Annotated in this window: 23 protein-coding genes, 2 tRNA genes and 1 pseudogene; 20 read left to right on the forward strand and 6 right to left on the reverse strand. The window is 67.1% G+C overall.

Features of this window, described 5'->3' with window-relative positions; genetic code table 11:
- Positions 1-864 precede the first annotated feature (864 nt).
- The 4 genes and pseudogenes from ACTEI_RS05940 to ACTEI_RS05955 all read left to right on the forward strand — a co-directional run bounded on the left by ACTEI_RS05940 (position 865) and on the right by ACTEI_RS05955 (position 5,380).
- Positions 865-2,343, forward strand: a complete 1,479-nt coding sequence (locus tag ACTEI_RS05940; protein ID WP_122976723.1) for a DUF1996 domain-containing protein — start codon at positions 865-867, stop codon at positions 2,341-2,343.
- A 59-nt stretch (positions 2,344-2,402) separates the two neighbouring features.
- Positions 2,403-2,897, forward strand: a complete 495-nt coding sequence (locus ACTEI_RS05945; protein WP_164465856.1) for a DUF305 domain-containing protein — start codon at positions 2,403-2,405, stop codon at positions 2,895-2,897.
- 137 nt (positions 2,898-3,034) lie between these two features.
- Positions 3,035-4,395 (forward strand): annotated as a pseudogene (locus tag ACTEI_RS05950) (tyrosine-type recombinase/integrase).
- Between the two features lie 439 nt (positions 4,396-4,834).
- Positions 4,835-5,380, forward strand: coding sequence for a hypothetical protein (locus tag ACTEI_RS05955; protein ID WP_122976725.1), 546 nt, complete (start codon positions 4,835-4,837; stop codon positions 5,378-5,380).
- A gap of 129 nt (positions 5,381-5,509) precedes the next feature.
- On the opposite strand, the gene ACTEI_RS36770 is transcribed toward ACTEI_RS05955, so the two are convergent.
- Positions 5,510-5,662 (reverse strand): hypothetical protein, encoded by a 153-nt coding sequence (locus tag ACTEI_RS36770; RefSeq protein ID WP_164465857.1) that lies wholly within the window; start codon positions 5,660-5,662, stop codon positions 5,510-5,512.
- A 105-nt stretch (positions 5,663-5,767) separates the two neighbouring features.
- Between ACTEI_RS36770 and ACTEI_RS05960 the strand changes: the two genes are divergently transcribed.
- Positions 5,768-6,700: a 5'-nucleotidase gene (locus tag ACTEI_RS05960; protein WP_203723743.1), complete on the forward strand. Its 933-nt coding sequence runs from the start codon at positions 5,768-5,770 to the stop codon at positions 6,698-6,700.
- A gap of 238 nt (positions 6,701-6,938) precedes the next feature.
- On the opposite strand, the gene ACTEI_RS05965 is transcribed toward ACTEI_RS05960, so the two are convergent.
- Positions 6,939-7,277: a hypothetical protein gene (locus tag ACTEI_RS05965; RefSeq protein WP_203723742.1), complete on the reverse strand. Its 339-nt coding sequence runs from the start codon at positions 7,275-7,277 to the stop codon at positions 6,939-6,941.
- A 93-nt stretch (positions 7,278-7,370) separates the two neighbouring features.
- Here ACTEI_RS05965 and ACTEI_RS05970 point away from each other — a divergent pair, with 93 nt between their 5' ends.
- Positions 7,371-8,372 carry a restriction endonuclease gene (locus ACTEI_RS05970; protein ID WP_122976727.1) on the forward strand — a complete coding sequence of 334 codons (1,002 nt, stop codon included), beginning with the start codon at positions 7,371-7,373 and terminating at the stop codon, positions 8,370-8,372.
- A gap of 225 nt (positions 8,373-8,597) precedes the next feature.
- On the opposite strand, the gene ACTEI_RS05975 is transcribed toward ACTEI_RS05970, so the two are convergent.
- Complete coding sequence (locus ACTEI_RS05975; RefSeq protein WP_239082558.1) at positions 8,598-9,068, reverse strand: NUDIX domain-containing protein; 471 nt, start codon at positions 9,066-9,068, stop codon at positions 8,598-8,600.
- A 24-nt stretch (positions 9,069-9,092) separates the two neighbouring features.
- Positions 9,093-10,310 (reverse strand): helix-turn-helix domain-containing protein, encoded by a 1,218-nt coding sequence (locus ACTEI_RS05980; RefSeq protein ID WP_122981943.1) that lies wholly within the window; start codon positions 10,308-10,310, stop codon positions 9,093-9,095.
- Positions 10,311-10,655: 345 nt separating this feature from the next.
- Here ACTEI_RS05980 and ACTEI_RS05985 point away from each other — a divergent pair, with 345 nt between their 5' ends.
- From ACTEI_RS05985 to ACTEI_RS38075, 7 genes are all read left to right on the forward strand, one after another.
- Entirely contained in the window at positions 10,656-10,922 is a 267-nt protein-coding gene (locus ACTEI_RS05985) for a hypothetical protein (RefSeq protein ID WP_239082557.1), read from the forward strand.
- Entirely contained in the window at positions 10,919-11,194 is a 276-nt protein-coding gene (locus ACTEI_RS05990; RefSeq protein WP_122976728.1) for a hypothetical protein, read from the forward strand. The genes ACTEI_RS05985 and ACTEI_RS05990 overlap by 4 nt, the downstream gene beginning before the upstream one ends.
- An 83-nt stretch (positions 11,195-11,277) precedes the next feature.
- Positions 11,278-12,003 carry a GntR family transcriptional regulator gene (locus tag ACTEI_RS05995; RefSeq protein WP_122976729.1) on the forward strand — a complete coding sequence of 242 codons (726 nt, stop codon included), beginning with the start codon at positions 11,278-11,280 and terminating at the stop codon, positions 12,001-12,003.
- A 121-nt stretch (positions 12,004-12,124) separates the two neighbouring features.
- Complete coding sequence (locus ACTEI_RS06000; protein ID WP_122976730.1) at positions 12,125-12,544, forward strand: hypothetical protein; 420 nt, start codon at positions 12,125-12,127, stop codon at positions 12,542-12,544.
- A 100-nt stretch (positions 12,545-12,644) separates the two neighbouring features.
- Positions 12,645-12,878, forward strand: coding sequence for a hypothetical protein (locus ACTEI_RS06005; protein WP_149100730.1), 234 nt, complete (start codon positions 12,645-12,647; stop codon positions 12,876-12,878).
- Positions 12,875-13,096 carry a hypothetical protein gene (locus ACTEI_RS06010; RefSeq protein ID WP_122976732.1) on the forward strand — a complete coding sequence of 74 codons (222 nt, stop codon included), beginning with the start codon at positions 12,875-12,877 and terminating at the stop codon, positions 13,094-13,096. Before ACTEI_RS06005 ends, ACTEI_RS06010 begins: the two co-directional genes overlap by 4 nt.
- 5 nt (positions 13,097-13,101) lie before the next feature.
- A complete protein-coding gene (locus tag ACTEI_RS38075) occupies positions 13,102-15,468 on the forward strand; it encodes a site-specific integrase (protein ID WP_239082556.1) in 2,367 nt (788 codons plus the stop codon).
- A 93-nt stretch (positions 15,469-15,561) separates the two neighbouring features.
- Here ACTEI_RS38075 and ACTEI_RS06025 read toward each other — a convergent pair.
- Positions 15,562-15,632 (reverse strand) — tRNA-Gly (locus tag ACTEI_RS06025).
- Positions 15,633-15,761: 129 nt separating this feature from the next.
- On the opposite strand from ACTEI_RS06025, the gene ACTEI_RS06030 reads away from it, so the two are divergent.
- The 7 genes from ACTEI_RS06030 (at position 15,762) to ACTEI_RS06060 (ending at position 21,954) form a co-directional block, all read left to right on the forward strand.
- Positions 15,762-15,835, forward strand: a tRNA-Pro gene (locus tag ACTEI_RS06030).
- A 38-nt stretch (positions 15,836-15,873) separates the two neighbouring features.
- Complete coding sequence (gene tig, locus ACTEI_RS06035) at positions 15,874-17,223, forward strand: trigger factor (protein ID WP_164465858.1); 1,350 nt, start codon at positions 15,874-15,876, stop codon at positions 17,221-17,223.
- 207 nt (positions 17,224-17,430) lie between these two features.
- Positions 17,431-18,066: a ClpP family protease gene (locus ACTEI_RS06040; protein ID WP_122976734.1), complete on the forward strand. Its 636-nt coding sequence runs from the start codon at positions 17,431-17,433 to the stop codon at positions 18,064-18,066.
- A gap of 11 nt (positions 18,067-18,077) precedes the next feature.
- Positions 18,078-18,740 (forward strand): ATP-dependent Clp protease proteolytic subunit, encoded by a 663-nt coding sequence (locus tag ACTEI_RS06045; protein ID WP_122976735.1) that lies wholly within the window; start codon positions 18,078-18,080, stop codon positions 18,738-18,740.
- A 210-nt stretch (positions 18,741-18,950) separates the two neighbouring features.
- Entirely contained in the window at positions 18,951-20,240 is a 1,290-nt protein-coding gene (gene clpX / locus ACTEI_RS06050) for an ATP-dependent Clp protease ATP-binding subunit ClpX (RefSeq protein ID WP_122976736.1), read from the forward strand.
- A 110-nt stretch (positions 20,241-20,350) separates the two neighbouring features.
- Positions 20,351-20,884 carry a GNAT family N-acetyltransferase gene (locus tag ACTEI_RS06055; RefSeq protein ID WP_239082555.1) on the forward strand — a complete coding sequence of 178 codons (534 nt, stop codon included), beginning with the start codon at positions 20,351-20,353 and terminating at the stop codon, positions 20,882-20,884.
- A gap of 275 nt (positions 20,885-21,159) precedes the next feature.
- Entirely contained in the window at positions 21,160-21,954 is a 795-nt protein-coding gene (locus ACTEI_RS06060; protein ID WP_122976738.1) for a carbon-nitrogen hydrolase family protein, read from the forward strand.
- Between the two features lie 17 nt (positions 21,955-21,971).
- On the opposite strand, the gene ACTEI_RS06065 is transcribed toward ACTEI_RS06060, so the two are convergent.
- A complete protein-coding gene (locus ACTEI_RS06065) occupies positions 21,972-22,187 on the reverse strand; it encodes a hypothetical protein (protein WP_122976739.1) in 216 nt (71 codons plus the stop codon).
- Positions 22,188-22,232: the final 45 nt, after the last annotated feature.

Consider the following 22,232-nt stretch of genomic DNA (forward strand, 5'->3'; position numbering starts at 1 on the left):
CGTACCTGGACTACGGGTTGCCGCGGAATGGAATTTCGCTAGAGCTCTCACCTCCCCGATATCGTGCAATGGGAGTATGAAGCATCTCGATGGCTGCAATGACATTACCCACCCAGAGAGGCTATGTAAACAGCACGCACTTGGACGCTCAGGTGGGTCACCGACTCCCGAAAGCCGACACATCGGCGTCGGCCGGCTCGGATTCAGGACACGGGTTGCAGAGCCGTCGAAAGTAGTCGAGCAGGATCATTGCGTTGTCGGACAACTGCTGGGCACAGCTTGAATGAGGTCATCCGGTCGGCGCGTCGGTTGGCGTCGGCGATGTCGATCCGATGCCAGCCGATCACTGTATCGCGGCTGTAGCCCGGAGGGCTGCGGGTAAGTCGACGGGCTCCTCGCGGACCTCGCGATCACAACCTGCTGGCAGGTGGCCGAGCAGGCCAGGCATGCGGCTGAACTGTCGAGGTCGTTCTCGGCGTGGCTCGGCCGCGGGCGGACGGTCAGGCCGGCGACCCACCGGGCGCGCTCGGGGTCACGGCAGAGCGGCCCGGCGCCCAGCACCCGGTCGGCCAGCGGGGGCGGCCGAGGGCCGCGACCTGGCCGGGCGGCGGGCCGGGAGATTCCATCAACAAGGGTGGGCTGATACCCAGCCATGTGCGGATCAGGCACGACCCTGTCGCCGACCTTAAAGAAAAATTAAAGGAAGGGGGGCCGGAAAAACTGTTATTCCATTACCGGATCGCGGCTACCAGGGGCGCTCTGAGCTGGGCAAATGTTTTTTCTCGCGACGTGTTGAAAGCCCTCGGAAAGCATGCACATAATGCGTGCCGCAGGTGATCTACGCCCTTGATTTGAGGAATCGGTATGGCTTCAGAATCTCGGCACGCCGCCCCGGGGAACCCCCGGCGGCGACGCCGGACGACCAGGGCGATCCTGGGCGCCGCCGTGGCCACGGCCGTCGGCGCGAGCGGCGTCTACGTCGCCACCGCCGACGCCGGCGAGGTGGCGGTCCCCGGCGCGCTGCAGGCCGAGGCGTTCTCGGCACAGTCCGGCGCGCAGACGGAGAGCACCTCGGACACCGGTGGCGGCAAGAACGTCGGCTGGCTCACCAGCGGCGACTGGCTCGAGTATCGGGACGTCACCATCAATGGGTCCACGATCAGCGCCCGGATCGCCTCCGACAACGCGGCGGGCGGCTCGATCGAGGCCCGGCTCGGGGCCAAGGACGGGACGCTGCTGGCCACCTTCCCGATCGTCTCGACCGGCGGCTGGCAGAAGTGGACGACGGTCACCGCGACGGCCGCGAAGGTGCCGGCCGGCGCGCAGGATCTGTTCCTCGTCATGAAGAGCACGTCCCGCTCGGACTTCGTCAACATCAACTACCTGACGCTGGGTTCGTCGTCCCCGACCTCCGCGGCGCCCACTTCCGCGGCTCCTACTTCCGCGGCGCCGACTCCCACGGCGCCCGGTTCGGCCGCCCCCAGCTCCTCCCCCGGTGGTTGGGTGCCCGTCGACCAGGCCGCCTGGAACACGGCGCTGGCGCAGTACAACGCGGTCAAGGCGCTGCCGGTGCCGGCCGGGACCACGATGGTTCCCGAGTTCCACACCGACTGCGAGGTGTCCGGCGAGGCGCCCGACGACCCGATCGTCTTCCCGAACCTGCCGGGCGCGTCGCACCAGCACACGTTCTTCGGCCCCAAGGTGACCGCGAGCAGCACCGTCAAGGACCTGCTGGCCGCGTCGACCACCTGCAACGCGCCAGGCGACAACAGCGCGTACTGGGCGCCGACGCTGCTGCTCAACGGCAAGCCGGTCAAGATGAAGAGCTTCCGGGCGTACTACGGGGCGAAGATCAAGGACTCGGCGACGGTCAAGCCGTTCCCGCCCGGACTCGTGATGGTCCAGGGTGACCCGAAGCGCCAGGTCGCCACGCCGAAGGGCGCGCCGGCGCAGTTCTGGTGCGCGGGCAGCGCCGAGATCGGCCGCAGCGCCGACGGGAACTGGCCCAGGTGCGCCCCCGGCGGCAATCTGATCTACCAGCTGACCTTCCAGGACTGCTGGGACGGCAAGCACATCGACTCGCCCGACCACAAGTCGCACATGGGCCCGGCGGTCGACGGCGTGTGCAAGGGCGACTACCCGGTCGCGATCCCGAGCGTGTCGCTGATGCTCGGCTACGACTCGCTCGGCGGGGACGGGCTGTCCCTGTCCTCCGGAATGGCCTCGTCGATCCACGGCGACTTCATGAACGCATGGGACCAGGCGAAACTAGGCGCGCTCGTCAAGGTCTGCATCAACGCTCACGCCAAGTGCGGCATCACCCCGTCGTTCACCGGCGGCTGACCTTGCGGATCCTCGCGACCGCGGCGGCGCTGCTGCTCCTGACCGGTTGTGGTCAGGAAGTGGCAGCGCCGTCCCCCTCCTCCGCCAATGCCTTCGGCGGCACGGATCTCGCCTGGATCGAGGTCACCCTGGCGCTGAACGAGCAGCTCGTTCCGCTGCTCGACGCGATCCCCCAGCACACGAGCACGCCGGCCGTCACCGACCTCGCGGCCCGGGTGCGGACGTTCACCGAGGCGGAACTGCCCACCCTGCGCGCCCTGCACGATCGGGCCGGCCTTCCGGCCGACAACCCGCACGTGGGAATGCCGATGCCGGGCATGGTGACCGCCACCGAGCTGGCGGCGATGACGAAGCTTTCCGGTACGGACTTCGACACCGCCGCCGTCCACCAGCTGCGGGAGAGCGTGGAACAGGGGATGACGCTCGCCCGCGGCGAACAGGAGCACGGCGCCGACCAGGAGACCCGAGACCTGGCCGGGGCCGTGCTCCGGGCGCGCGCTCCGCTTGTGGTTGACGGGTCCGCTGCCTCCAGGTACGGCAGCCGCCGTTCGTGAGGTGACCTCGGGTTCCGCGGGAACGAGGACGGCCACCGCGTGATCGTCTGTGCGTTGTGGACGTACCGTCAGGCCTTGCGGTGGCCGAGAGTCACAGCGCAGAGCCGGCCCGGTGGCGGCACACCATCGACCTGGTGATCGACTCATTGGCCGGCCGGTTCGCCCGGGTCGAGCCCCGCCGGGCGGCGGCCGGGTGCGTCGACGGGCTCCCCGCGAACCTCGCGATCACAACGTGCTGGCAGGTGGCCGAGCGGGCCGGGCATGCCCGGCCGGATGTGGAGGGCCGTCTGATGGCGAACAAGCCGGGCAAGCGGCGTTTCGGCAACGTCCGCAAGCTGTCGTCGGGGCGGTGGCAGGCGCGTTATCTCGGGCTGGACGTCTGACGCGCCACGCACCGATGACCTTCGAGGCGAAGCGTGAGGCCGGCAAGTGGCTCGTGCTGGTGGAGTCGGAGATCATCCGGGGACATTGGCAGGTTCCGGACAGCGGTGAGGTGCTGCTGCCGGCGTACGGCCAGGGGTGGATCGCGGAGCGCAAGCTGGCGCCGCGCACCCGGCAGGGCTACGAGTATCTGTTCAGCCTGCACATTGATCCGCACCTGGGGCGGACGGCCCTGGGCGCGATCCAGCCCGCCACGATCCGGGCCTGGCGGCGCAGGCTGCTCGACGCCGGGACTCCCGAGCCGCAGGCGGTGAAGGCGTACGCCCTGCTGCGGGCGATCCTGAGCACGGCCGTCCGGGAGGACGAGATCATTCGGCAGAACCCGTGCCGGATCCCCGGGTATGACCGATACCACACTCCGGAGCGGCCGACGGCGACCGTCGCCCAGGTGTTCGCGCTCGCCGACGCCATGCCGCCGCGGTTCCGGGCGCTGATCGTGGTGGCGGCGTTGTGCGGTCTTCGCTGGGGGGAGCTGGCGGCGCTGCGCCGGTGTGACCTGGACCTGGCGGCCGGGATCGTGCGGGTCGCGCGCAAGCTGGCGATCCTGAACGGGCGGATCGAGTTCCGCCCGCCGAAGTCGGCGGCCGGCGTACGGGTGGTGGCGCTGCCGGTCGCCGCCGTCGACGCGCTGACCGGGCACCTGGACGAGTTCGCCGATGACGGCCCGGAGGCGCTGGTGTTCACCGGCAACAAGGGTCAGGTGCTGCGGTCGAGTTCGTTCGGCAGGGCGACCCGCTGGCGCGAGACGGTGGCGCGGCTGGGACTGGGCGACTTCCACTTCCACGATCTCCGGCACACCGGCAACACCCTGGCGGCATCGTCCGGCGCGAGCACCCGGGAGCTGATGCACCGGATGGGCCACGCCACGATGCGGGCCGCGCTGATCTATCAGCACGCGACGAGCGAGCGGGACCGGGAGATCGCCGCCGCGATGGACCGGCGCATCGCCAAGGGAGCCGACCCGGCCGCCGCGAAGAAGCCGAAGGGCAAGGGCGCCGGCAAGAAGGCGGGCAAGGGCAAGCGGGGGAAGGCCGACCGGCCGGGCTCATCCGGCTAATGGCCCGCCAATGGCCCGCAAGATCATCCGGAAGGGCGAACAACGAAGGCCCAGGTCAGCTAAACTGCCGCTGACCTGGGCCTTCGCGTACCGAGCGGGCGACGAGAATCGAACTCGCGTAATCAGTTTGGAAGATCGCTGCGGCCTGTCATGATCCGCCCGGATTGCCTGCTCAGCGCATGATCGCGAGTGCCCGATCATGACCGTCGGAGCCCGCCAATGGCACGGCCTAATGGCACGCTCCTGGCACGCGCCGCGCCCCGCTCGCCGGCGTCCCGCCTACCGTGACCACCGTTCCCGGTGGCAAGCCGCGAAGCGGCGCGGCAGCAACTACGGCCGAGACGACCAGCATCCGCGACAGATCTGGGGAGTCTGACGCAAAGCTGCGTCCAGGAATGAGCGCGCTCGACGGTTTGACGGTCGAGGCCAGACTGTCGACATGACCTCAAGTACACCGCTGTGGGTCCCGATCCTTGTGGCAGCCTTCGGCGTGGCCGGGTCTGTGGCGGCGGCATGGCTCACGCAACGCTCGAACCGCAAGCGCGAGGACGAGCGTTGGCAGCGCGAGCGGGAGGCCGACGAGCTTCGGTGGTCACGCGAGAAGGCCGAGCGGATGCGTGAGCTAAGAGTGGATCTCTATGTCGACGTCGCCGAGTATGTTCAGCGCCGCGAGTCGAGTCTTGGGGCCATCACCGACCCATACGGAGTTGGGTCTTCAGGTTGGTCTGAACAGCTAGTTCATCCACAACGGTTGAGCGCGCGGGTGAAGCTCCTGGCGCCTCGGTCGGTGCGGGACGCTTGGACGGTCTTCGAACGGGCGGAGGAGCACCTTCTCTGGGACATCAACGAGAACCCTGATGGAGTCCACGAGGGTGGACCGTACCTGGATTCGGACAACGTGGTAGTGAAGGAGGCCAGGCGTTCCGTCGAGGCACTCCAGGAGGCACTTCGGCAGGCGATGAGCGATGTCGACCTGGCCGACTAGCTCCACCGCTCTTCGACTCGACCTGTTGAGCATTGGGCCGGCGCGCCGGCCGATGCCGGCCGGAGGCCGCCAGCAGGCCGAGCGTGCCGGCCGCGCCGCGCTTGCGCGGCGCCTTGATCCAGAAGAGATCTATTCGGCAAACATGCCTTGCTGGCCTTTGTCCTCCGGCGGCTGATGTGTGACACGCATCCGCCAGACGATCTGCGGCCAGTCGGATGCGCGGATCGCGGCATGGGAGTAAATGAGACGACTTCGCTCAATCGCCTCAGGAAAGCGCGTCATGCTTCATGAGACTAGAGCGAGCTTTCGCCCTCTAGACACCTCGCCTATAATAATCAACCAGAAACGCAACGGCGGAAGATTCGAGGGCGCGAGTTGCCGTATAACTTGGACAATAAACTCGTCATAGGGATCGCGTCGAGCGCACTTTTCAATCTTGAGGCATCGGATAAGGTCTTTCGCGAAAGCGGCGAAGAGGCATACCGCAGTTACCAAGAGGAAAACCTCGATAATCCCCTAGACCCTGGTGTTGCATTCCCCTTCATTAGGAGGCTCCTGTCACTCAACGACCTAGCCGATGAAGATGGCGCCCTCGTTGAAGTGATAATCCTTTCACGGAATGATCCGGACACGGGTCTGAGGGTGATGAAGTCAGTCGAACATCACGGTCTTCCAATCACCCGCGCGATCTTCATGCAAGGCAAGTCGCCATATAAGTTCATGCCCGTTCTGCACATGTCACTCTTCTTATCTGCCAATCCTATAGACGTGCAGGAAGCGACAGCCCGAAACCTTCCCGCTGGCCAGGTTCTTCCCTCTAACTACACGGAGGACGACAAAGACTCCGATCTGCGGATTGCGTTTGACTTCGACGGCGTCCTTGCGGATGACGCCTCTGAGCGAGTTATGCAGGCCGAGGGGCTCGACAGATTCCATGCTCACGAAACAGCGAACGCTGTCACCCCGCATTCACCTGGTCCCTTGCAAGACTTCTTGAGGCAAGTCAATGAGATCCAGCGGCGTGAGGAAGCAAGGCGAGCTGCCGATCCGGAATACCGAATCCGATTGCACGTCTCCATCGTAACGGCGCGGAATGCGCCTTCTCACCAACGAGCCATTGCTAGCCTCAAGGCATGGGGAGTTACGGTTAATGATGCTTTTTTCCTGGGCGGCATTGACAAGGGTGCTGTCATAAGTGTCCTCAAGCCGCACATCTTCTTCGATGACCAACAGGGCCATCTAGTATCAACGTCCCAGGTGGCACCTAGCGTTCACGTGCCCTTTGGGGTTATCAATACTGCGCCACGTCCTGGTTCATGAGGCGATTCATCGCCTCCGATTACGACAGATGGAGCGGCACACTATCGGCGGCACGACAAAGGCGCCGGACCGTCACGGCCGACCACCGGTCGTGACGGCGACGGCTGGCCCGAGCGCGGACAGCAGCCGTCTACCCCAAGGTGCCGGGAGCGATACGCTTCGTGACTTTCCCCAAGTGATGACCGCTGCTCGGGGCCGACTGTCAAGCCCGCAGTCGTACACGATCCCACGACGAGGGCTACGGGCCGGCGGCGTCTCGTTCGGCCGCCACATGGCCGTACCGGCGATGTGCCGCCTGCGCCGAGACGCCGAGTTCATCACCTACCTCACGCCACGTCATCACGTCGCCTGAAACTCTTTGACTCCGGTCGGGCCCTCCGCGAGTTCCACCGGACGACCAACTCCTTGTGCGTGTCTCCGCCTTGATGCACTCCTCAACAGCCGCCCTGAGGTCGGCCAACGCCCGCAGCTTCGTGCCACCGCCATCGGCGACCGCACGCTCAGCAAGGCGATCGATGGCTGCCTGGAACGTCGTGCCTTCGATGGGACGGTTCGGATCGGGAACGTGGCGTGCCATCAACAAATGTTGACACGGCTTCGCGCCGTACTTGCAAACGTCCTGCTCAGCGCCTATTTGATACCGACACAAAGCTAAGTAGCGTTGTGTCTCATGAACGGCTCAAAGTCGCTCTCCGCCCGTCGAGGAGGATCATCGTTGTCGGACGCTAGCTGGCATCACGCACCGGATCTCGTGGAGCGGCTCGTTGACACCATCCCGACCCTAGTCAAGTCCAAGCAGCAGACGATTGACTTCTTCAGAAGTGCCGGGGTCCCCGATTCAATCTTGCAGAAACACCAGGCGGCTCTACGCGCCGATTCTTCGTCAGTCAGTAAGTACGGCATCGCGCGATCTGTGATTCAAGATTTGAATGCGGGCGGTGATCGGTTTCTGCGGGAACGAAGAGAGATCGTCCGGCTCGTCACGCAGTGGGAAGACTTTTCGCTTTCCTGGCCAAACGATCAGGACAAAGCGAGAGGTCTAGTTGCAGCCGTAAGGCAGATCGTTGGCGCAAGAGACTCATTTGCCCGGATGCAGCGCGAACGGGATCAGGAGCGGCAGGCCCGAATACGGGAAAGTGAACGACTCGTCGATCAGAAGCGAAAGCGTCAAGCCGCTCGGACAGCGCTTCGCGCGCGAATCGTCGAGCTCAGAGGTGAATCCAATGCGCAGCGACGAGGCGTGCTAATCGAGTCAATCTTGTCTGACCTATGCGCGGTTGAAGGCATACAGGTGCGCGAGCCGTTCGAAATCCGTAACGCCGGCACAGTGGAAGAGCAGATTGACGGAGTCGTGATGGCTGACCATCATCTGTATTTGGTTGAGGTTAAGTGGTGGAATGCTCCAATCGATATAACACCGATGTCGAGCCACCTCCTTAGGCTCTTTAGGAGGCCTGATGTCCGAGGTCTGTTCATTTCCAATTCTGGCTACACGGAGCCAGCCGTGCAAGCGTGCCGTGAGGTGCTATCTCAAAAACTGATGATTCTTGCTGAATTGAATGAGATTATATTCCTTCTGGAAGGTGACCGACCCCTTGAAGAATGGATCCGGGAGAAGGCTTCAATTGTGTTAATGGAGCGAGAGCCTTTCCGTGTTGTTATGAATCACTGACGCATGCGAATTCTTATATTTGGCGCAGCGTTCATGCTGACTTACAAGGCGATTAAGTGCCCGCCCTAGAGTCGCTTTCTCTCGCATAAGGTTATTCGTCTTTGGTATTGAGGGTGAGACGCTTCGCTGCCGCGGTTGCCCTCTTTCGGCTCGATCGAGTGCGCTCGTCTCCGGCAGAAGTGCGCACCGGATCTTAGATGTAGTTGTCACTGCGAGAGGTCGACACTATGCAGGAACCTCGCCGTGTTCGGCGTATACAGCTGCTTCATGCTGCTTTGCGTTGATTGCGGTACGAAGCCGGCGAGATAGGCGGCCCGGCAGGTAGCGGTCCAAGTCGTCGTGAGCGACGAACGCCGATTCGGTTAGTTCGCCGTCAGTGAAACGGATCTCGGCGTGAGCTTGGTCGGAAAGAGTGCCGGCGTCGAAGACGAACAGCATTTTGTCTCCCTCCTTTTCTGCGGGAGCCCAGTCGATGACGAGGAGCGAGCTGGGGTTCACGCTGATGCCCAACTCCTCGCGAACCTCGCGGATGCATGCCGCCCGCGGCGATTCCCCCGGTTCGACGTACCCGCCGGGGATGTCCCAACCGTTCTTGTAGGTGGGCTTCACGAGCAGGACACGGCCCGCTTCGTCGAAGAAGAGGGCTCCGGCAGCGACGCGCGGAGTGGCCATCGGGGGCATCTCGGAAGTCGTCACACCGAGCAGGGTAGAGCGAGTGGATCAGTCGAGCACGCGGAGACGGCGTGCCAGGCCGACAAGCTCTGAAGATGGCTTGCCGCGCTGCTGCCTGATCCAGGTAAGTACGAGTTGGCGGCCCAGGTAGTGGTGCCGGACCTGTTCTGGGGCCATTTGTTCGGCGTCGAGCAGCACGGACAGGGCTTCGTCTTGACGGTTCCAGGCACCGTAAGCCCGGGATACCTCCAGGGCGTGGCGGACTCGGCGCTCCATCGGAAGGCCGGCGGTGTTTACCCGCGGCCCGAGGTCGATCGCTACCTGGACGTTCCCAAGCTCACCAGCAGCGGCGACCCGGTGGATCGCGACGTTTGTGGGTCCGAAAGCCGTCCACAGATGGTTGGCATCCTCGCCCAGCCGGCCCGCGGCCTCGTCGGCGGCGGTGAGGAAGGTCCGCGCCGTGCCGGCATCGTTCGCCCTGGCGGCGGCGACCGAACCACCCAGCAGCAACGTCCCGTAGACGGATAGCAGCTCCGGCCCTGCTTCGGTGAGGTACTGGTCCAGGTAGTCGGCGGCGTCGGTGGTCAGTCGCACGGCGTCCTGGTAGCGCCCGGTAGACAGAAGGGCGTGGCTGACTGAGCGGAACAGCGACCCGGTGATCGTCGGGTCTCCTACGGGCCGGACGACGGAGAGGCCGCGGTCGGCCGCGATCCACGCGAGATCCGTCTCGCCGAGCTTGGTGAGCTGCGTCGCGGCAAGCTGGTAGGTGAGGCCGAGCAGACTCCGGGCCTCCTCCTGCTCACGGCCGTCCAACTCGTCGGCGGCGGTCTGTGCTTGGCGGAGTAGCCCGGGAAGCTGGCCGGTGACGAATCCGAAGCGGGATGCTTGGTAGGCGTCCCAAAGCTTGCCCGTCTCCCGCCGGAGTTCGTCCAAGCTCGGCCGGTCGCCGTCCTCATCGCGGGTACCGAGATAGGTAATCGCCCGGTACTCCATGAGCGCGCTGCGCAGGGCCGGCACGGTCTCCATGCCGCTGTCTGTGGTCCACTCGACCAGCGACGGCTCCGCGAGTAGATCACCGAGCGAGACATCCAGGACGTCGGCGAGCGACTTGATAACCGAGAGGCGGTCAAGCTCGATGCGGTTGTTCTCGATCTTTCCGAGCCAGTCCGCGGTTCGACCGATGAGGCCGGCGAGCACCTCCTGAGACAGGCCGCGCCTGCGGCGGTACCAGGCGACTCGCTCGCCGATCGTCAAGTTCATGGTCATGCCGCGCATCCGCTGACCCTCCCCGCTTGGAGATCGGCGACCCCGGAATGATTTTCCGGGTTCTGGGGCGGTTTTGGCCACAGCCTGTCTCCGTGACCGTTCCTACCGCTTCCGCCTCGGCCCCCGCCTGCCGCTCGTGCGCCGGTATGGGCTGGAAGTACACGACCCATCGCACTGCGCTGCGGATGGTCGCGCAGACGTGCCGTGACGCCCGGGTGACCGCCCGGCGCTCCTGCATGGACTGCGGCGGGCGTGGCCGGCTGGTGGTGGCGGCCTCATGAGCCGGCACCGGGGCGGGTGCCGGCGCGCATGCCCGCCCGTCCCGGTGCCCTTCGATCCGGTGTGGTGGAGGACTCCGTGATCCCGCGTCCTGGGGATGTCGTCATCGTCGACGGCAATGCGTCGGTGCAGTTCGCCGATACGCGGCGGCTGCTGTTCCGCGTGATCTCGGTCGGTGACAGACCGACCTACGAAGGCTGGGCTTGGCTCCAGGGCTACTCGCTGAACAGCGCGGGGGAAGCCATCGAGCGCCGGGAAATCTTCGTCCGCCACGAGGGCCTGCGGTTCTGCACGCCGCGGGCCGGCGGCCCGAACGTACGGAGCCGAAGGTGAGCGTCTTCCTGTCAGCGGCGGCCCGCGAGCAATTGGACTTCGCGCAAACTCAGCTCGACCGGCACGTGGCGCCGAGCGCCGACGGGCGCTGTGCCGTCTGCGGCGAGGAGGATCCGTGCGCTCTGCGCCGGGTCGCGCTGCGGGTGTTCGGCCGGTACGGATGCCTACCGCGTCGCTGGCCCGGCGCCTCTCGACCGGAACAGCTCAGTGCGCCGAAGGCCTGGTCCGGCTGGCTGCAGGCGACCACCGGGGTCGACGACCCGACAGTCTGACCCATCTTGTTCAGTCGTCCTGACAGGCCTTATGGTCCTGTGTTGACATGCTGTGATCCGGCCGAAGTCGATGGGTGGACCCGATGGCGTACGAGATTCCGACGCCGAAATACCTGCGCGTGCTGAACGCGCTCCGCGGCCGCATCGAGGACGGGACCTATGCTCCCGGCGCCGGCCTGCCGTCCGAGAGCCAACTGTGCGCCGAGTTCGACGTCTCCCGCCCGACGGTGCTCAAGGCGCTCGGGATCCTTAAACAGGACGGCTGGATCGAGTCCCAGCAGGGCAAGGGCAGTTTCGTACGCGGTCGGCCGCCGTCCGAGCGCAGCTCACCGCAGTACGCGCGTGACGCGATCGACCTGGACGAGACGGCGGAAACGGAGATCCTGCACGTCGGCCCGGTTCTGGCCGTGCCGTGGGTGTCGGCTGCGCTGGGGATCCCGGAGGGGACTCCGGTCTATGAGCGGCGTCGGCGCACCACTTCGTCGTCGGGACCGATCGACCTGATCTCGACGTTCGTGCCGGTGGATATCGCCGTCGGGACTGACGTGATCGAGCCGGACCCGATCTCAGGCAGCATCCTGGAGCACATCAGGAGCCGGAAGAAGCTGCGCGCGGACTACGCGACCGAGCGACTGACCGCCCGGCCGGTCGACCATGCCGAGGCCGACGCCTTGGAGGTGCCGGCCGACGAAGCGGTCTTGAGCGTCGTCATCACGGCTCACCAGTCCACCGGCGAACCCATCATGACCTCGCTGATCGTGATGCCGGGGAGCCGGCACGAGATCGAGGACACTTACCCGCTGTCCTGATTGCTCGTTGCGCCATCTGAAGATCAGACATAGATCGTTGCTTGTGCTTACATGCTGTCCTAGCTTGTAAGCATAAGCGGATGTCACATTGATGTCCGTGCGATCAGGAGGTCAGGTCCGGATGGTCCCGCTGACGTTGAAAGTCCCTGTCCCGTTCGATTACGTCTTCCCTGCCGGCGTGCTCTGCCTCGGGGTGGATGCCGCGGTCGACTTCGAGCGCCGCCACGACCCGGACAACCAGGTCCGCGACAAGGAGACCGGCGAGCGGGTCTGGGTGGTCCGGGTGATGGACCTCGACCCGGCCGCCGGCAAGTTCGGCCGCAGCACCGAGGTCAAGGTGAAAATCTGCGCGCCGCAGCAGCCGGTGCCGCCGGCCTCGGCCGTGCCGGGCTACCCGCCGTCGATCGAGTTCGACGGTCTCACGCTCACGCCCTACGTGGACTCCCAGCGCTGCAAGGGCACCGGGCAGTGCAAGGCGCGGATGGCGTACTCGCTGCGCGCCACCGCCATCCGCCCCGCCGTCGTCGGCGCTGCTGCCTGACGGCTTCTCGCTGGTTGCGCGGGCGGGCCGTTTCCCCGCCAAGAGTCCCGGCCCGTCCCGCGCGGCAACCCTCACTCCTCGACAGATGAAGGAGGGCTTCGTGCCCACCGTAGTTCAGGCTGCCCTGACCGACCTGCACACCTTCTCCGCTGCCCTCTGCGGGCTGCTGGCCGACCGGCCCACCCTCGCCACCCCGGGCGGTGAGCGAGCCGACTGGTTCGACCGTAAGGCCGCGCTGCTGGAGCGTGTCGGCGCGACGACGCCGGAGGCCGCCGAGCTGGCGGCAGCGGCCCGGGAGCGTGCTTCCCAGCTACGCCGGGGAGGTGCGGCGTGAAGGGCCGCCGCCTGGACCGCCGCCAGTCGCGGTTCGTGACCCGATCGATAGCGCTGCTGCGGCAGGTCACCGGCCGGTCCCACCTGTCCGTGACGGTGGCGATCTACTGCCCGTGGTGCCGGCTGTGGGAGAGCCCGCGGCGGTTCGACCTGAGGCACATGGCCTGCCGGACCTGCGTACGAACGCTGGCCCGGCCGACCCGGATCGGCCGGGGGTGATCGTGATGCCTCTGGTCAATGTGATCCCTGGGGAGAAGATCCCCACGGCTCCGCTCAACACCCGGCTGCCGGTGTGGCGGATCCCGGGATGGCTGCTCGTCTTCGTCTGGCTTGGCCGGGGGACCTATCGGTCGGTCGTGCTGGCGGCCCGGTACTGGTGGATCACCGGGCCGCTGGTCGCGTCCTGGTGGATCACCCGGACGTACGGATGGCCGGTGCTGGTCGGGGTCGTCGCCGGCCTCGGTGCCACCGGTAGTGCCTGGTGGCGGTTGCACCCGAGGACCTGGCTGCGGTTCGGGTGGTATCCGGCGGTCGGCCGGTGCCGGCAGCTGTGGACCTATCGGCGCGGATGGGTTCCGGTGATGACCGCGTGCGGTCTGGCCAGTGTGCACGCCGGGGAACGCTGGGTGCCGAGCCTGCTGGGAGTGCGTTCGGATCGGTGGGGCGATCGGGTGACGGTGCGGCTGCTGCCCGGTCAGCATCCGGACGACTGGGCGGCGGCTGCGCCCCGGCTGGCGTACTCCTTCCGCCTTCGGGAGGCGCGGGCGTACACCGCCGGGCGTCCGGATCGGGTGGTGTTGCACTTCGTCCGCCGCGATCCCCTCGAAAACACGGTGGGTCCGCTGCCGGTTCCGGCGCTGCCCGACCTGTCCGGCCTGGAGCTGGGGGTACGGGAGGACGGGACCGCCTACCGGCTGCGGCTGACCGGCTCACACGTGCTGATCGCCGGGGCGACCAACTCCGGCAAGGGCTCGGTGATCTGGTCGCTGCTGCGGTCGCTGGCCGCCGGGATCGCGTCGGGCCTGGTCGAGGTGTGGGCGTTCGACCCGAAGGGCGGCATGGAACTGGCTTCTGGCGCCCCGCTGTTCGCCCGCTTCGCGTACGACGAGCCGGAAGCCATGGCCGGCGTCCTGGAGGAGGCCGTCAAGCGGATGCGGCAGCGGGCCGCCCGGCTGCGCGGGGTGACCCGCCAGCACACGCCGACGGTGGACGAGCCGCTGATGGTGGTGATCGTCGATGAGCTGGCGGCGCTGACCGCGTACCTGACCGACCGGAAGGTCCGCGACCGGATCCGGGAGTCGCTGGGCCTGCTGCTGTCACAGGGCCGCGCGGCCGGGGTGCACGTGGTCGCGGCGTTGCAGGACCCGCGCAAGGACGTGCTGCCGTTCCGGGACCTGTTCCCGACCCGGATCGCGCTGCGGAGCCCACTGATGGCCAACAAGAAGGGGCACCGCCGTTTCGGCAACGTCCGCAAACTCCCGTCAGGCCGGTTCCAGGCGCGCTACCTCGGCCCGGACGGCATCGAGCGGAAGGCCCCGAACACCGTCGACACCGAGCGGTTGGCGGCCCAGTGGCGCACCCTGGTCGAGTCCGAGATCATCCGCGGCGAGTGGCAGGCGCCGGAGGCCGGCGACGTGCACCTGGCCAGGTACGGCCGGGAGTGGATCGCGCATCGCAAGCTCCAGCCGCGGACCCGGGAGAACTACGAGGACCTGTTCCGGCTGCACATCGAGCCGACCCTCGGCCACCTGGCGCTCGGTGCGATCAAGCCGCAGACGATCCGCTCCTGGCGCGGCAAGCTGCTCGAGGACGGCACCAGCGAGCCGCAGGCGGTCAAGGCGTACTCGCTGCTGCGGGCGGTCCTCAACACCGCGGTCCGCGAGGACGAGATCTTGAAGCAGAGCCCGTGCCGGATCCCCGGATACGACCGGTACCACACCCCGGAGCGTCCGGTCGCCACCGTCGCCCAGGTGCTCGCTCTCGCCGAGCAAATGCCGCCCCGGTACGTGGCGCTGATCACTGTCGCCGCCTTCTCGCGACTGCGGTGGGGCGAACTCGCGGCGCTGCGGCGCTGCGATGTCGACATGCAGGGCGGCACGGTCCGCGTACCGAGGAAGCTGGCCGCGCTGAAAAGCGGCCTGGAGTTCGGGCCGCCGAAGTCTGCGGCCGGCATCCGGGTCGTGGCTCTTCCGGCAATGGCCCGGCAAGCCCTGACCAGGCACCTCGCCGACTTTACCGGCGCTGATCCGGAGGCGCTGGTGTTCACGGGGGACAAGGACATGCCCCTGCGGACCGGCAACTTCCGGCGGGCGGTGAAGTGGTCGACGGCGCTGGCGGACGCGGGGATGCCGGTCGGCTTCCACTTCCACGACCTGCGGCACACCGGGAACCACCTCGCGGCGGCGAGCGGTGCCAGCACCCGGGAGCTGATTCACCGGATGGGTCACGCGAGCATGCGGACGGCGTTGATCTACCAGCACGCGACGAGCGAGCGGGACCGGGAGATCGCCGAGAGCATGGACAAGCGGATCGCCAGGAGCGCGAAGCCCAAGCGGGCCGGCCAGGACAAGCGTCGACGCCGCGAGGGCTAATGGCACGCCAATGGCACGCAAGATCCACCAGCGGGTGAAACGAAGCGGCCCAGGTCTGACGATTTGCCGTCTGACCTGGGCCGTTACGCTATGAGCGGGCGACGAGAATCGAACTCGCGTAATCAGTTTGGAAGACTGAGGCTCTACCATTGAGCTACGCCCGCGAGGCCCCGGAGTGCCCGGGTCTCGTGCACAGCTTACTGAATCATCTCCCGTCCGCGCGAACCGGATTCCCCAGCAGGTGACTCCAGCGCACACGCGGGCAAGCAGACCGCATACACTGGCCGACGCCACGGGGTGTGGCGCAGCTTGGTAGCGCACTCGCTTTGGGAGCGAGGGGCCGTGGGTTCAAATCCCGCCACCCCGACTGATCATCAACTATCCGCAGCAACAAGGAGTACGCCTGTGAAGAGCACCGTCGAGACTCTGAGCCCGACCCGGGTGAAGCTCGCCATCGAGGTGCCGTTCGACGAGCTCAAGCCGAGCCTGCAGAAGGCGTACCGGGAGATCGGCGCGCAGGTTCAGGTGCCGGGCTTCCGTCGTGGCAAGGTGCCGGCCGCGGTCATCGACCAGCGGGTCGGCCGTGGCGCGGTCCTGAACGAGGCCGTCCAGGAGGCGATCCCGCAGCAGATCCTCGCCGCGGTCCAGGAGCACGACGTCAAGACGCTCGGCCGGCCCGAGGTGGAGATCACCGAGTTCGCCGACAACGCGCCGCTGAAGTTCACGGCCGAGGTCGACGTCCGCCCGGAGATCGTCGTCCCGGATCTGTCGACCATCACGGTCGAGGTTCCGGCCGTCGCCATCGGCGACAACGAGATCGATGAGCAGATCAACGGCCTGCGTGAGCGCTTCGCGACCCTGAAGACCGTCGAGCGTGCCGCTGCGGAGGGCGACTACGTTCAGCTCGACCTCAACGCCACCGTCGACGGCGAGGAGGTGCCGGGCGGCTCGGCCACCAACATCTCCCACGAGGTCGGCAGCAAGCAGCTGCTCCCCGGCCTGGACGAGGTGCTGGTCGGCCTCTCCGCCGGCGACGAGACCACCTTCACCACCCAGCTGGTCGGCGGCGACTTCGCCGGCCGCGACGCCGAGGTGAAGGTCGTCGTCCGCACCGTCAAGGACAAGCAGCTGCCCGAGATCAACGACGAGTTCGCCCAGCTGGCGAGCGAGTTCGACACGCTGGAGGAGCTGCGCAACGACCTGCGTGAGCGGCTCACCCGGGCGAAGAAGGTCGAGCAGATCTACGCGGCTCGTGACGAGGCTCTCAAGCAGCTCGTCGAGGCCGCCGCGATCCCGGCTCCGGAGGGCGTCGTCAAGGACGAGGTCGAGGGCCGCAAGCAGGCGATGACCGACCAGCTGGAGCGGATCGGCGCGTCCCTGCAGGACTACCTGGCCTCCGAGGAGAAGACCGAGGAGCAGATCGACCAGGAGCTGACCGAGGCGGCCCAGGAGGGCGTCCGGATCCAGCTGCTGCTCGACACCATCGCCGACGCCGAGGACGTGCAGGTCTCCGACGACGAGTTCGGCCACGAGATCGTGCACCGGGCGCAGCGCGCCCAGATGCAGCCGCAGCAGTACTACGACCAGCTGGTGCGCTCGGGCGCCGCGGCGGCCGTCTTCGGCGACGTGCGTCGCGGCAAGGCCCTCGCGTCGGTCATGGAGCAGGTCACGATGAAGGACAGCGAGGGCAACACGCTCTCCCTGGACGACCTGCGCGCGGCCAGCGAGGACGAGCACGCCGGTCACAACCACTGACCGACAGGCGTCACCCGGCCACCGCGCACCGCTCACGGTGCGCGGTGGCCGGTGTCATTTCCGGCGTACGGCCGAGGCCCGGTGCGCTGTCAGCGAACACCTGCCCGAGCGGGAAGCTGATGCGCAATCGACCGGTTAGGTTGGTCGTACGACGGACAACCTGCCGGCCGCAACCACGGCCGACACAGCAAGCTGTGAAGGGCTGCCATGACCGATCTCCACACCCCCGCCGGGCCCGTGTCGCGGCGCGGCGGCGACACCCTGAGTGGCAACCTCGACGACTCGGTCTTCAACCGCCTGCTGCGTGAGCGGATCATCTTCCTCGGCAGCGAGGTGACCGATGCGGTCGCCAACCGCATCTGCGCGCAGCTGCTGCTGCTCTCCGCCGAGGACCCGGAGCGGGACATCCACTTGTGGATCAACTCGCCCGGTGGCTCTGTCTACTCGGGTATGGCCATTTACGACACGATGCAGTTCATCGACAACGATGTGTCGACCGTCGCGATGGGCATGGCCGCGTCGATGGGGCAGTTCCTGCTCTGTGCCGGAACGCCGGGCAAGCGTTACGCCCTGCCGCACGCCCGCATCATGATGCACCAGCCGTCCGGTGGCATGGGTGGCACCGCCGCCGACATCGCCATCCAGGCGGAGCAGATGCTCTACACCAAGCGCATGTTCCAGGAGCGGATCGCGTTTCACACCGGTCAGTCCCCGGAGCAGATCGCGGCCGACTTCGACCGGGACCGCTGGTTCACGGCGCAGGAGGCGAAGGACTATGGCTTCATCGACCAGGTGATCACCGGGGCCGTGCAGGTCCCGGACGGTGCCGGAACGCTGAACTGAGGAGCTGAACCATGACCGACCTTTCCCTGCCTCCCGGGTTCGCTCCGGTGCACAACCGCTACGTGCTGCCCTCGTTCTCCGAGCGCACCTCGTGGGGGATCAAGGAGTCGAACCCGTACAACAAGATGTTCGAGGACCGGATCATCTTCCTCGGCGTCCAGGTGGACGACGCGTCGGCGAACGACGTGATGGCCCAGCTGCTGACGCTGGAGAGCACCGACCCGGACCGGGACATCACGATGTACATCAACTCGCCCGGTGGCTCGTTCACGGCCATGACGGCGATCTACGACACCATGCAGTACGTCCGTCCGGACATCAGCACGGTCTGCCTGGGCCAGGCGGCCAGCGCGGCGGCGGTGCTGCTGGCGGCCGGCACGCCGGGCAAGCGGATGGCGCTGCCGCACTCGCGGATCATCATCCACCAGCCGGCCACCGAGGGCGGCTACGGCCAGGGCTCGGACATCGAGATCCAGGCCCGCGAGATCATGCGGATGCGGACCCAGCTCGAGGAGATGCTGGCCCGCCACTCCGGCCAGTCGGTTGAGAAGGTCCGCAAGGACATCGACCGCGACAAGATCATGACGGCGGAGGAGACCAAGGAGTACGGCCTGGTCGACACCGTTCTGGTCAGCCGGAAGAAGAGCCTGCAGACCGTCGGCGCCGGCAGCTGACGCACTGATGTCGGGGACCGGATCGGTCAGGCTAGACTGGCCGGTCCCTGACACGCCCGTTTTGGGGGGTCGGAGAACAGCCCCTTTGCGGGTAACGTCGAGCCAGCAGCCTCAGTTACGCGGGTCGGCAGACGATGAGATGGCAACGAGGCAATCCGTCTCGGACACGGACCGGCTAGTGGCCGGTCGTTGAGCGCAGGGAGAACGTAGGTGGCACGGATCGGCGACGGTGGCGACCTACTGAAGTGCTCCTTCTGTGGGAAGTCGCAGAAGCAGGTCAAGAAGCTCATCGCGGGCCCCGGGGTCTACATCTGCGACGAGTGCATCGATCTCTGTAACGAGATCATCGAAGAGGAGCTGGCCGAGACCGGCGAGGTGAAGTGGGAAGAGCTTCCCAAGCCGATGGAGATCTGCCAGTTCCTGGACAACTACGTGGTGGGCCAGGAGCAAGCGAAGAAGGCTCTCGCTGTCGCGGTCTACAACCACTACAAGCGCATCCAGGCCGAGTCGAGCGGCGCTCCCGGATCGGGCAGCGACGTCGAGGTGGCCAAGTCCAACATCATGCTGATCGGCCCCACCGGCTGCGGCAAGACCCACCTCGCCCAGACCCTGGCCCGGATGCTGAACGTGCCGTTCGCCATCGCGGACGCCACCGCGCTGACCGAGGCGGGCTACGTCGGTGAGGACGTCGAGAACATCCTGCTCAAGCTGATCCAGGCGGCGGATTACGACGTCAAGCGCGCCGAGCAGGGCATCATCTACATCGATGAGGTCGACAAGATCGCCCGCAAGAGCGAGAACCCGTCGATCACCCGGGACGTCTCCGGCGAGGGGGTCCAGCAGGCCCTGCTGAAGATCCTTGAGGGCACGGTGGCGAACGTTCCGCCGCAGGGCGGCCGGAAGCACCCGCACCAGGAGTTCATTCAGATCGACACGACGAACGTGCTGTTCATCGTGGGTGGCGCGTTCGCCGGCCTGGACCGGATCATCGAGCAGCGCGTGGGTCAGAGCGGCGTCGGTTTCGGCGCCCGGCTCCGGTCGATCTCGGAGCGGAACACCGACGACATCTTCAGCAAGGTGATGCCGGAGGACATGCTGAAGTTCGGGCTCATCCCCGAGTTCATCGGCCGCCTCCCGGTGATCACCACCGTCCGCAACCTCGACCGCGAGGCGCTGATCCGGATCCTCACCGAGCCTCGCAACGCCTACGTGAAGCAGTACCAGCGTCTCTTCGAGCTGGACGGCGTGGAGCTGGAGTTCGACGAGGGCGCGCTGGAGGCCATCGCCGACCAGGCCATGCTCCGTGGCACCGGTGCCCGCGGGCTGCGCGCCATCATGGAAGAGGTCCTGCTCTCCGTGATGTACGAGGTGCCCAGCAACCCGGACGCCGCCCGCGTGGTGATCACCCGCGAGGTGGTCCTGGAAAACGTGAACCCCACGATCGTTCCGCGCGAGTTCGTCGGCCGCCGTCGCCACGCACGCGAGGAGAAGTCGGCCTGACCGGCTCCCGCGATCTGGCGACCATCCTCGCCGGCATCGAGCGTGGCGACCGGCACGTGCCGGACCCGTGGCTCGAGATCGTTCCACCACCGTCGCCCGATCGGGCGGCGGTGGTGTCGTTTCCCGGCCACGTCGTCGTCGCCGCTGACGTCGACTACTCCTGGGCCGAGAAGCTGGCCGGTGAGGATTTCGCCGCGCCCAGCGGCCCGCGCTTTCTCACCGCGCTGGAGGACCGCTTCGGCCTGCACGCCGGAGCCTTCGACATCTCACTGCTCGCCGGTCCGCTCACCGGGGCCCCGCCGGTGCGGCTCACCCCGGTGGAGGCGAGCGAACACCCGCGGGCCCTGCGCGCCCACCGGTACCGCACCGGCGTGCGCCTGTGGGAGTCGGAGCACGGCCTGCTGGTGGTCGGCCGCGGGCTCGGCGGCCGCTGGGAGGTGGCGTTCGAGGTGGATCCTGCCGCACAGGGCCGGGGGCATGGCCGCCTGCTGGCGACCGCGGCCCGGCACCTGATCCCGGACTCCCGGCCGGTGTGGGCGCAGTGTGCGCCGGGCAACGCCGCCAGCCTGCGCACCCTGCTGGCCGCCGGTTACCAGCCGGTCGGCTCCGAGGTGCTGCTCATGCCCGGCAGCGCCGGCTGGTGACCCGACCGATCCCCGGCTCTACGGCGCGGCCGGAGCGGGCCGGGCGCCACCGCACCGGCGCGCCGGCGCTTCCCCTGTCCCTCGGCGCGCCCGGAGGGGACCGGGCGTCGCTGGACCGACACGCCGGCGCGTCCCCTGTCCCTCGGCTCGGCCGGAGCCAGCTGGGCGTCGCTGGACCGGCACGCCGGCACGTGCGCTGCTCTCCGGCGTGACCGGGTGTCATATTTTCGGGACGCCGGGTGTGGGAACGGGCGTTTGGACGTACGCTCGCATTCATGCGCGTCGCAGTCTGCCAGCTGAACTCTCGCGAAGACCGGGACCACAACCTCTCCGTCGCTCGCTCGCTGCTCGAGCGGGCCGCCGCAGGCGGCGCCGAGCTGGCGGTCCTGCCCGAATACGTCGACTTCCTGGGTCCGGCCGCCGACGCGCCGAAGCCGGAGCCGGTCGACGGCGAGTTCGCCACCTTCTTCGCGACGGCCGCCCGCGAACTCGGCATGTGGGTGCACGCCGGTTCGTTCCACGAGATCGGCCCGGACGACACCCGGACCTTCAACACCACGCTCGTCTTCCGGCCGGACGGTTCGCTCGCCGCGACCTACCGCAAGATCCATCTGTACGACGTGGAGATCGCCGGCCGGGTCTCGTACCAGGAGTCGCGCACCGTCGCGCCGGGCGACCGCACCGTGGTCACGGAGATCGACGGTGTGCCGACCGGCCTGAGCATCTGCTACGACCTGCGCTTTCCTGAGCTGTACCGGCAACTCGCGGTGGCCGGCGCGAAGATCGTCGTGGTACCCGCGGCGTTCATGATGCACACCGGGCGTGACCACTGGGAGGTGCTACTGCGCGCGCGGGCGATCGAGAATCAGTGCTACGTGCTGGCCGCCGGGCAGATCGGTGATCACGAGCCGGGGCGGACCTGTTTCGGCCGCAGCATGATCATCGACCCGTGGGGGACGGTGCTGGCCCAGGCGGCGGACACCGCGGGCGTCACCATCGCGGATCTGGACCTGCACCGGCTGGACACGATCCGCGCGGAGCTCCCGAGCCTGGCCAACCGGCGACTCTGAGCGGGGTGTATCCGGGGTCACAGACTCTGGATCAGGTAGCTCACCACGGCCAGCCCCACCACCGCGGAGCCGAGCAGGAGCAGGGCGCCACCCATCCGTGACGGGCCCCGCAGCAGCAGCTTTCGAACCGAGACAACCACGGTCACCAGCACAAGTACGCCGATCACGACCTGCCAGAGCGGAACCAACAGGCCGAGGAACGCGTCGACCGCCAGCGTCTCGGATGCGTCCATGAGGCCACTCTGTCACGGTTTCCGTCCCGTGTGTGCCCGTGGCGC

Origin of the sequence: Actinoplanes teichomyceticus ATCC 31121 (genome assembly GCF_003711105.1) — a bacterium.
GTDB classification, from domain to species: domain Bacteria; phylum Actinomycetota; class Actinomycetes; order Mycobacteriales; family Micromonosporaceae; genus Actinoplanes; species Actinoplanes teichomyceticus.

Coding starts and splice junctions, on each gene's coding strand:
- ACTEI_RS05980 (WP_122981943.1), bottom strand. CDS start 10,310: ATGACCATGAACTTGACGATCGGCGAGCGAGTCGCCTGGTACCGCCGC.
- ACTEI_RS05940 (WP_122976723.1), top strand. CDS start 865: ATGGCTTCAGAATCTCGGCACGCCGCCCCGGGGAACCCCCGGCGGCGA.
- ACTEI_RS05965 (WP_203723742.1), bottom strand. CDS start 7,277: ATGGCACGCCACGTTCCCGATCCGAACCGTCCCATCGAAGGCACGACG.
- ACTEI_RS36770 (WP_164465857.1), bottom strand. CDS start 5,662: ATGACGCGCTTTCCTGAGGCGATTGAGCGAAGTCGTCTCATTTACTCC.
- ACTEI_RS05970 (WP_122976727.1), top strand. CDS start 7,371: ATGAACGGCTCAAAGTCGCTCTCCGCCCGTCGAGGAGGATCATCGTTG.
- ACTEI_RS05995 (WP_122976729.1), top strand. CDS start 11,278: ATGGCGTACGAGATTCCGACGCCGAAATACCTGCGCGTGCTGAACGCG.
- ACTEI_RS06000 (WP_122976730.1), top strand. CDS start 12,125: ATGGTCCCGCTGACGTTGAAAGTCCCTGTCCCGTTCGATTACGTCTTC.
- ACTEI_RS06040 (WP_122976734.1), top strand. CDS start 17,431: ATGACCGATCTCCACACCCCCGCCGGGCCCGTGTCGCGGCGCGGCGGC.
- ACTEI_RS06065 (WP_122976739.1), bottom strand. CDS start 22,187: ATGGACGCATCCGAGACGCTGGCGGTCGACGCGTTCCTCGGCCTGTTG.
- ACTEI_RS38075 (WP_239082556.1), top strand. CDS start 13,102: ATGCCTCTGGTCAATGTGATCCCTGGGGAGAAGATCCCCACGGCTCCG.
- ACTEI_RS06060 (WP_122976738.1), top strand. CDS start 21,160: ATGCGCGTCGCAGTCTGCCAGCTGAACTCTCGCGAAGACCGGGACCAC.
- ACTEI_RS06045 (WP_122976735.1), top strand. CDS start 18,078: ATGACCGACCTTTCCCTGCCTCCCGGGTTCGCTCCGGTGCACAACCGC.
- ACTEI_RS05955 (WP_122976725.1), top strand. CDS start 4,835: ATGACCTCAAGTACACCGCTGTGGGTCCCGATCCTTGTGGCAGCCTTC.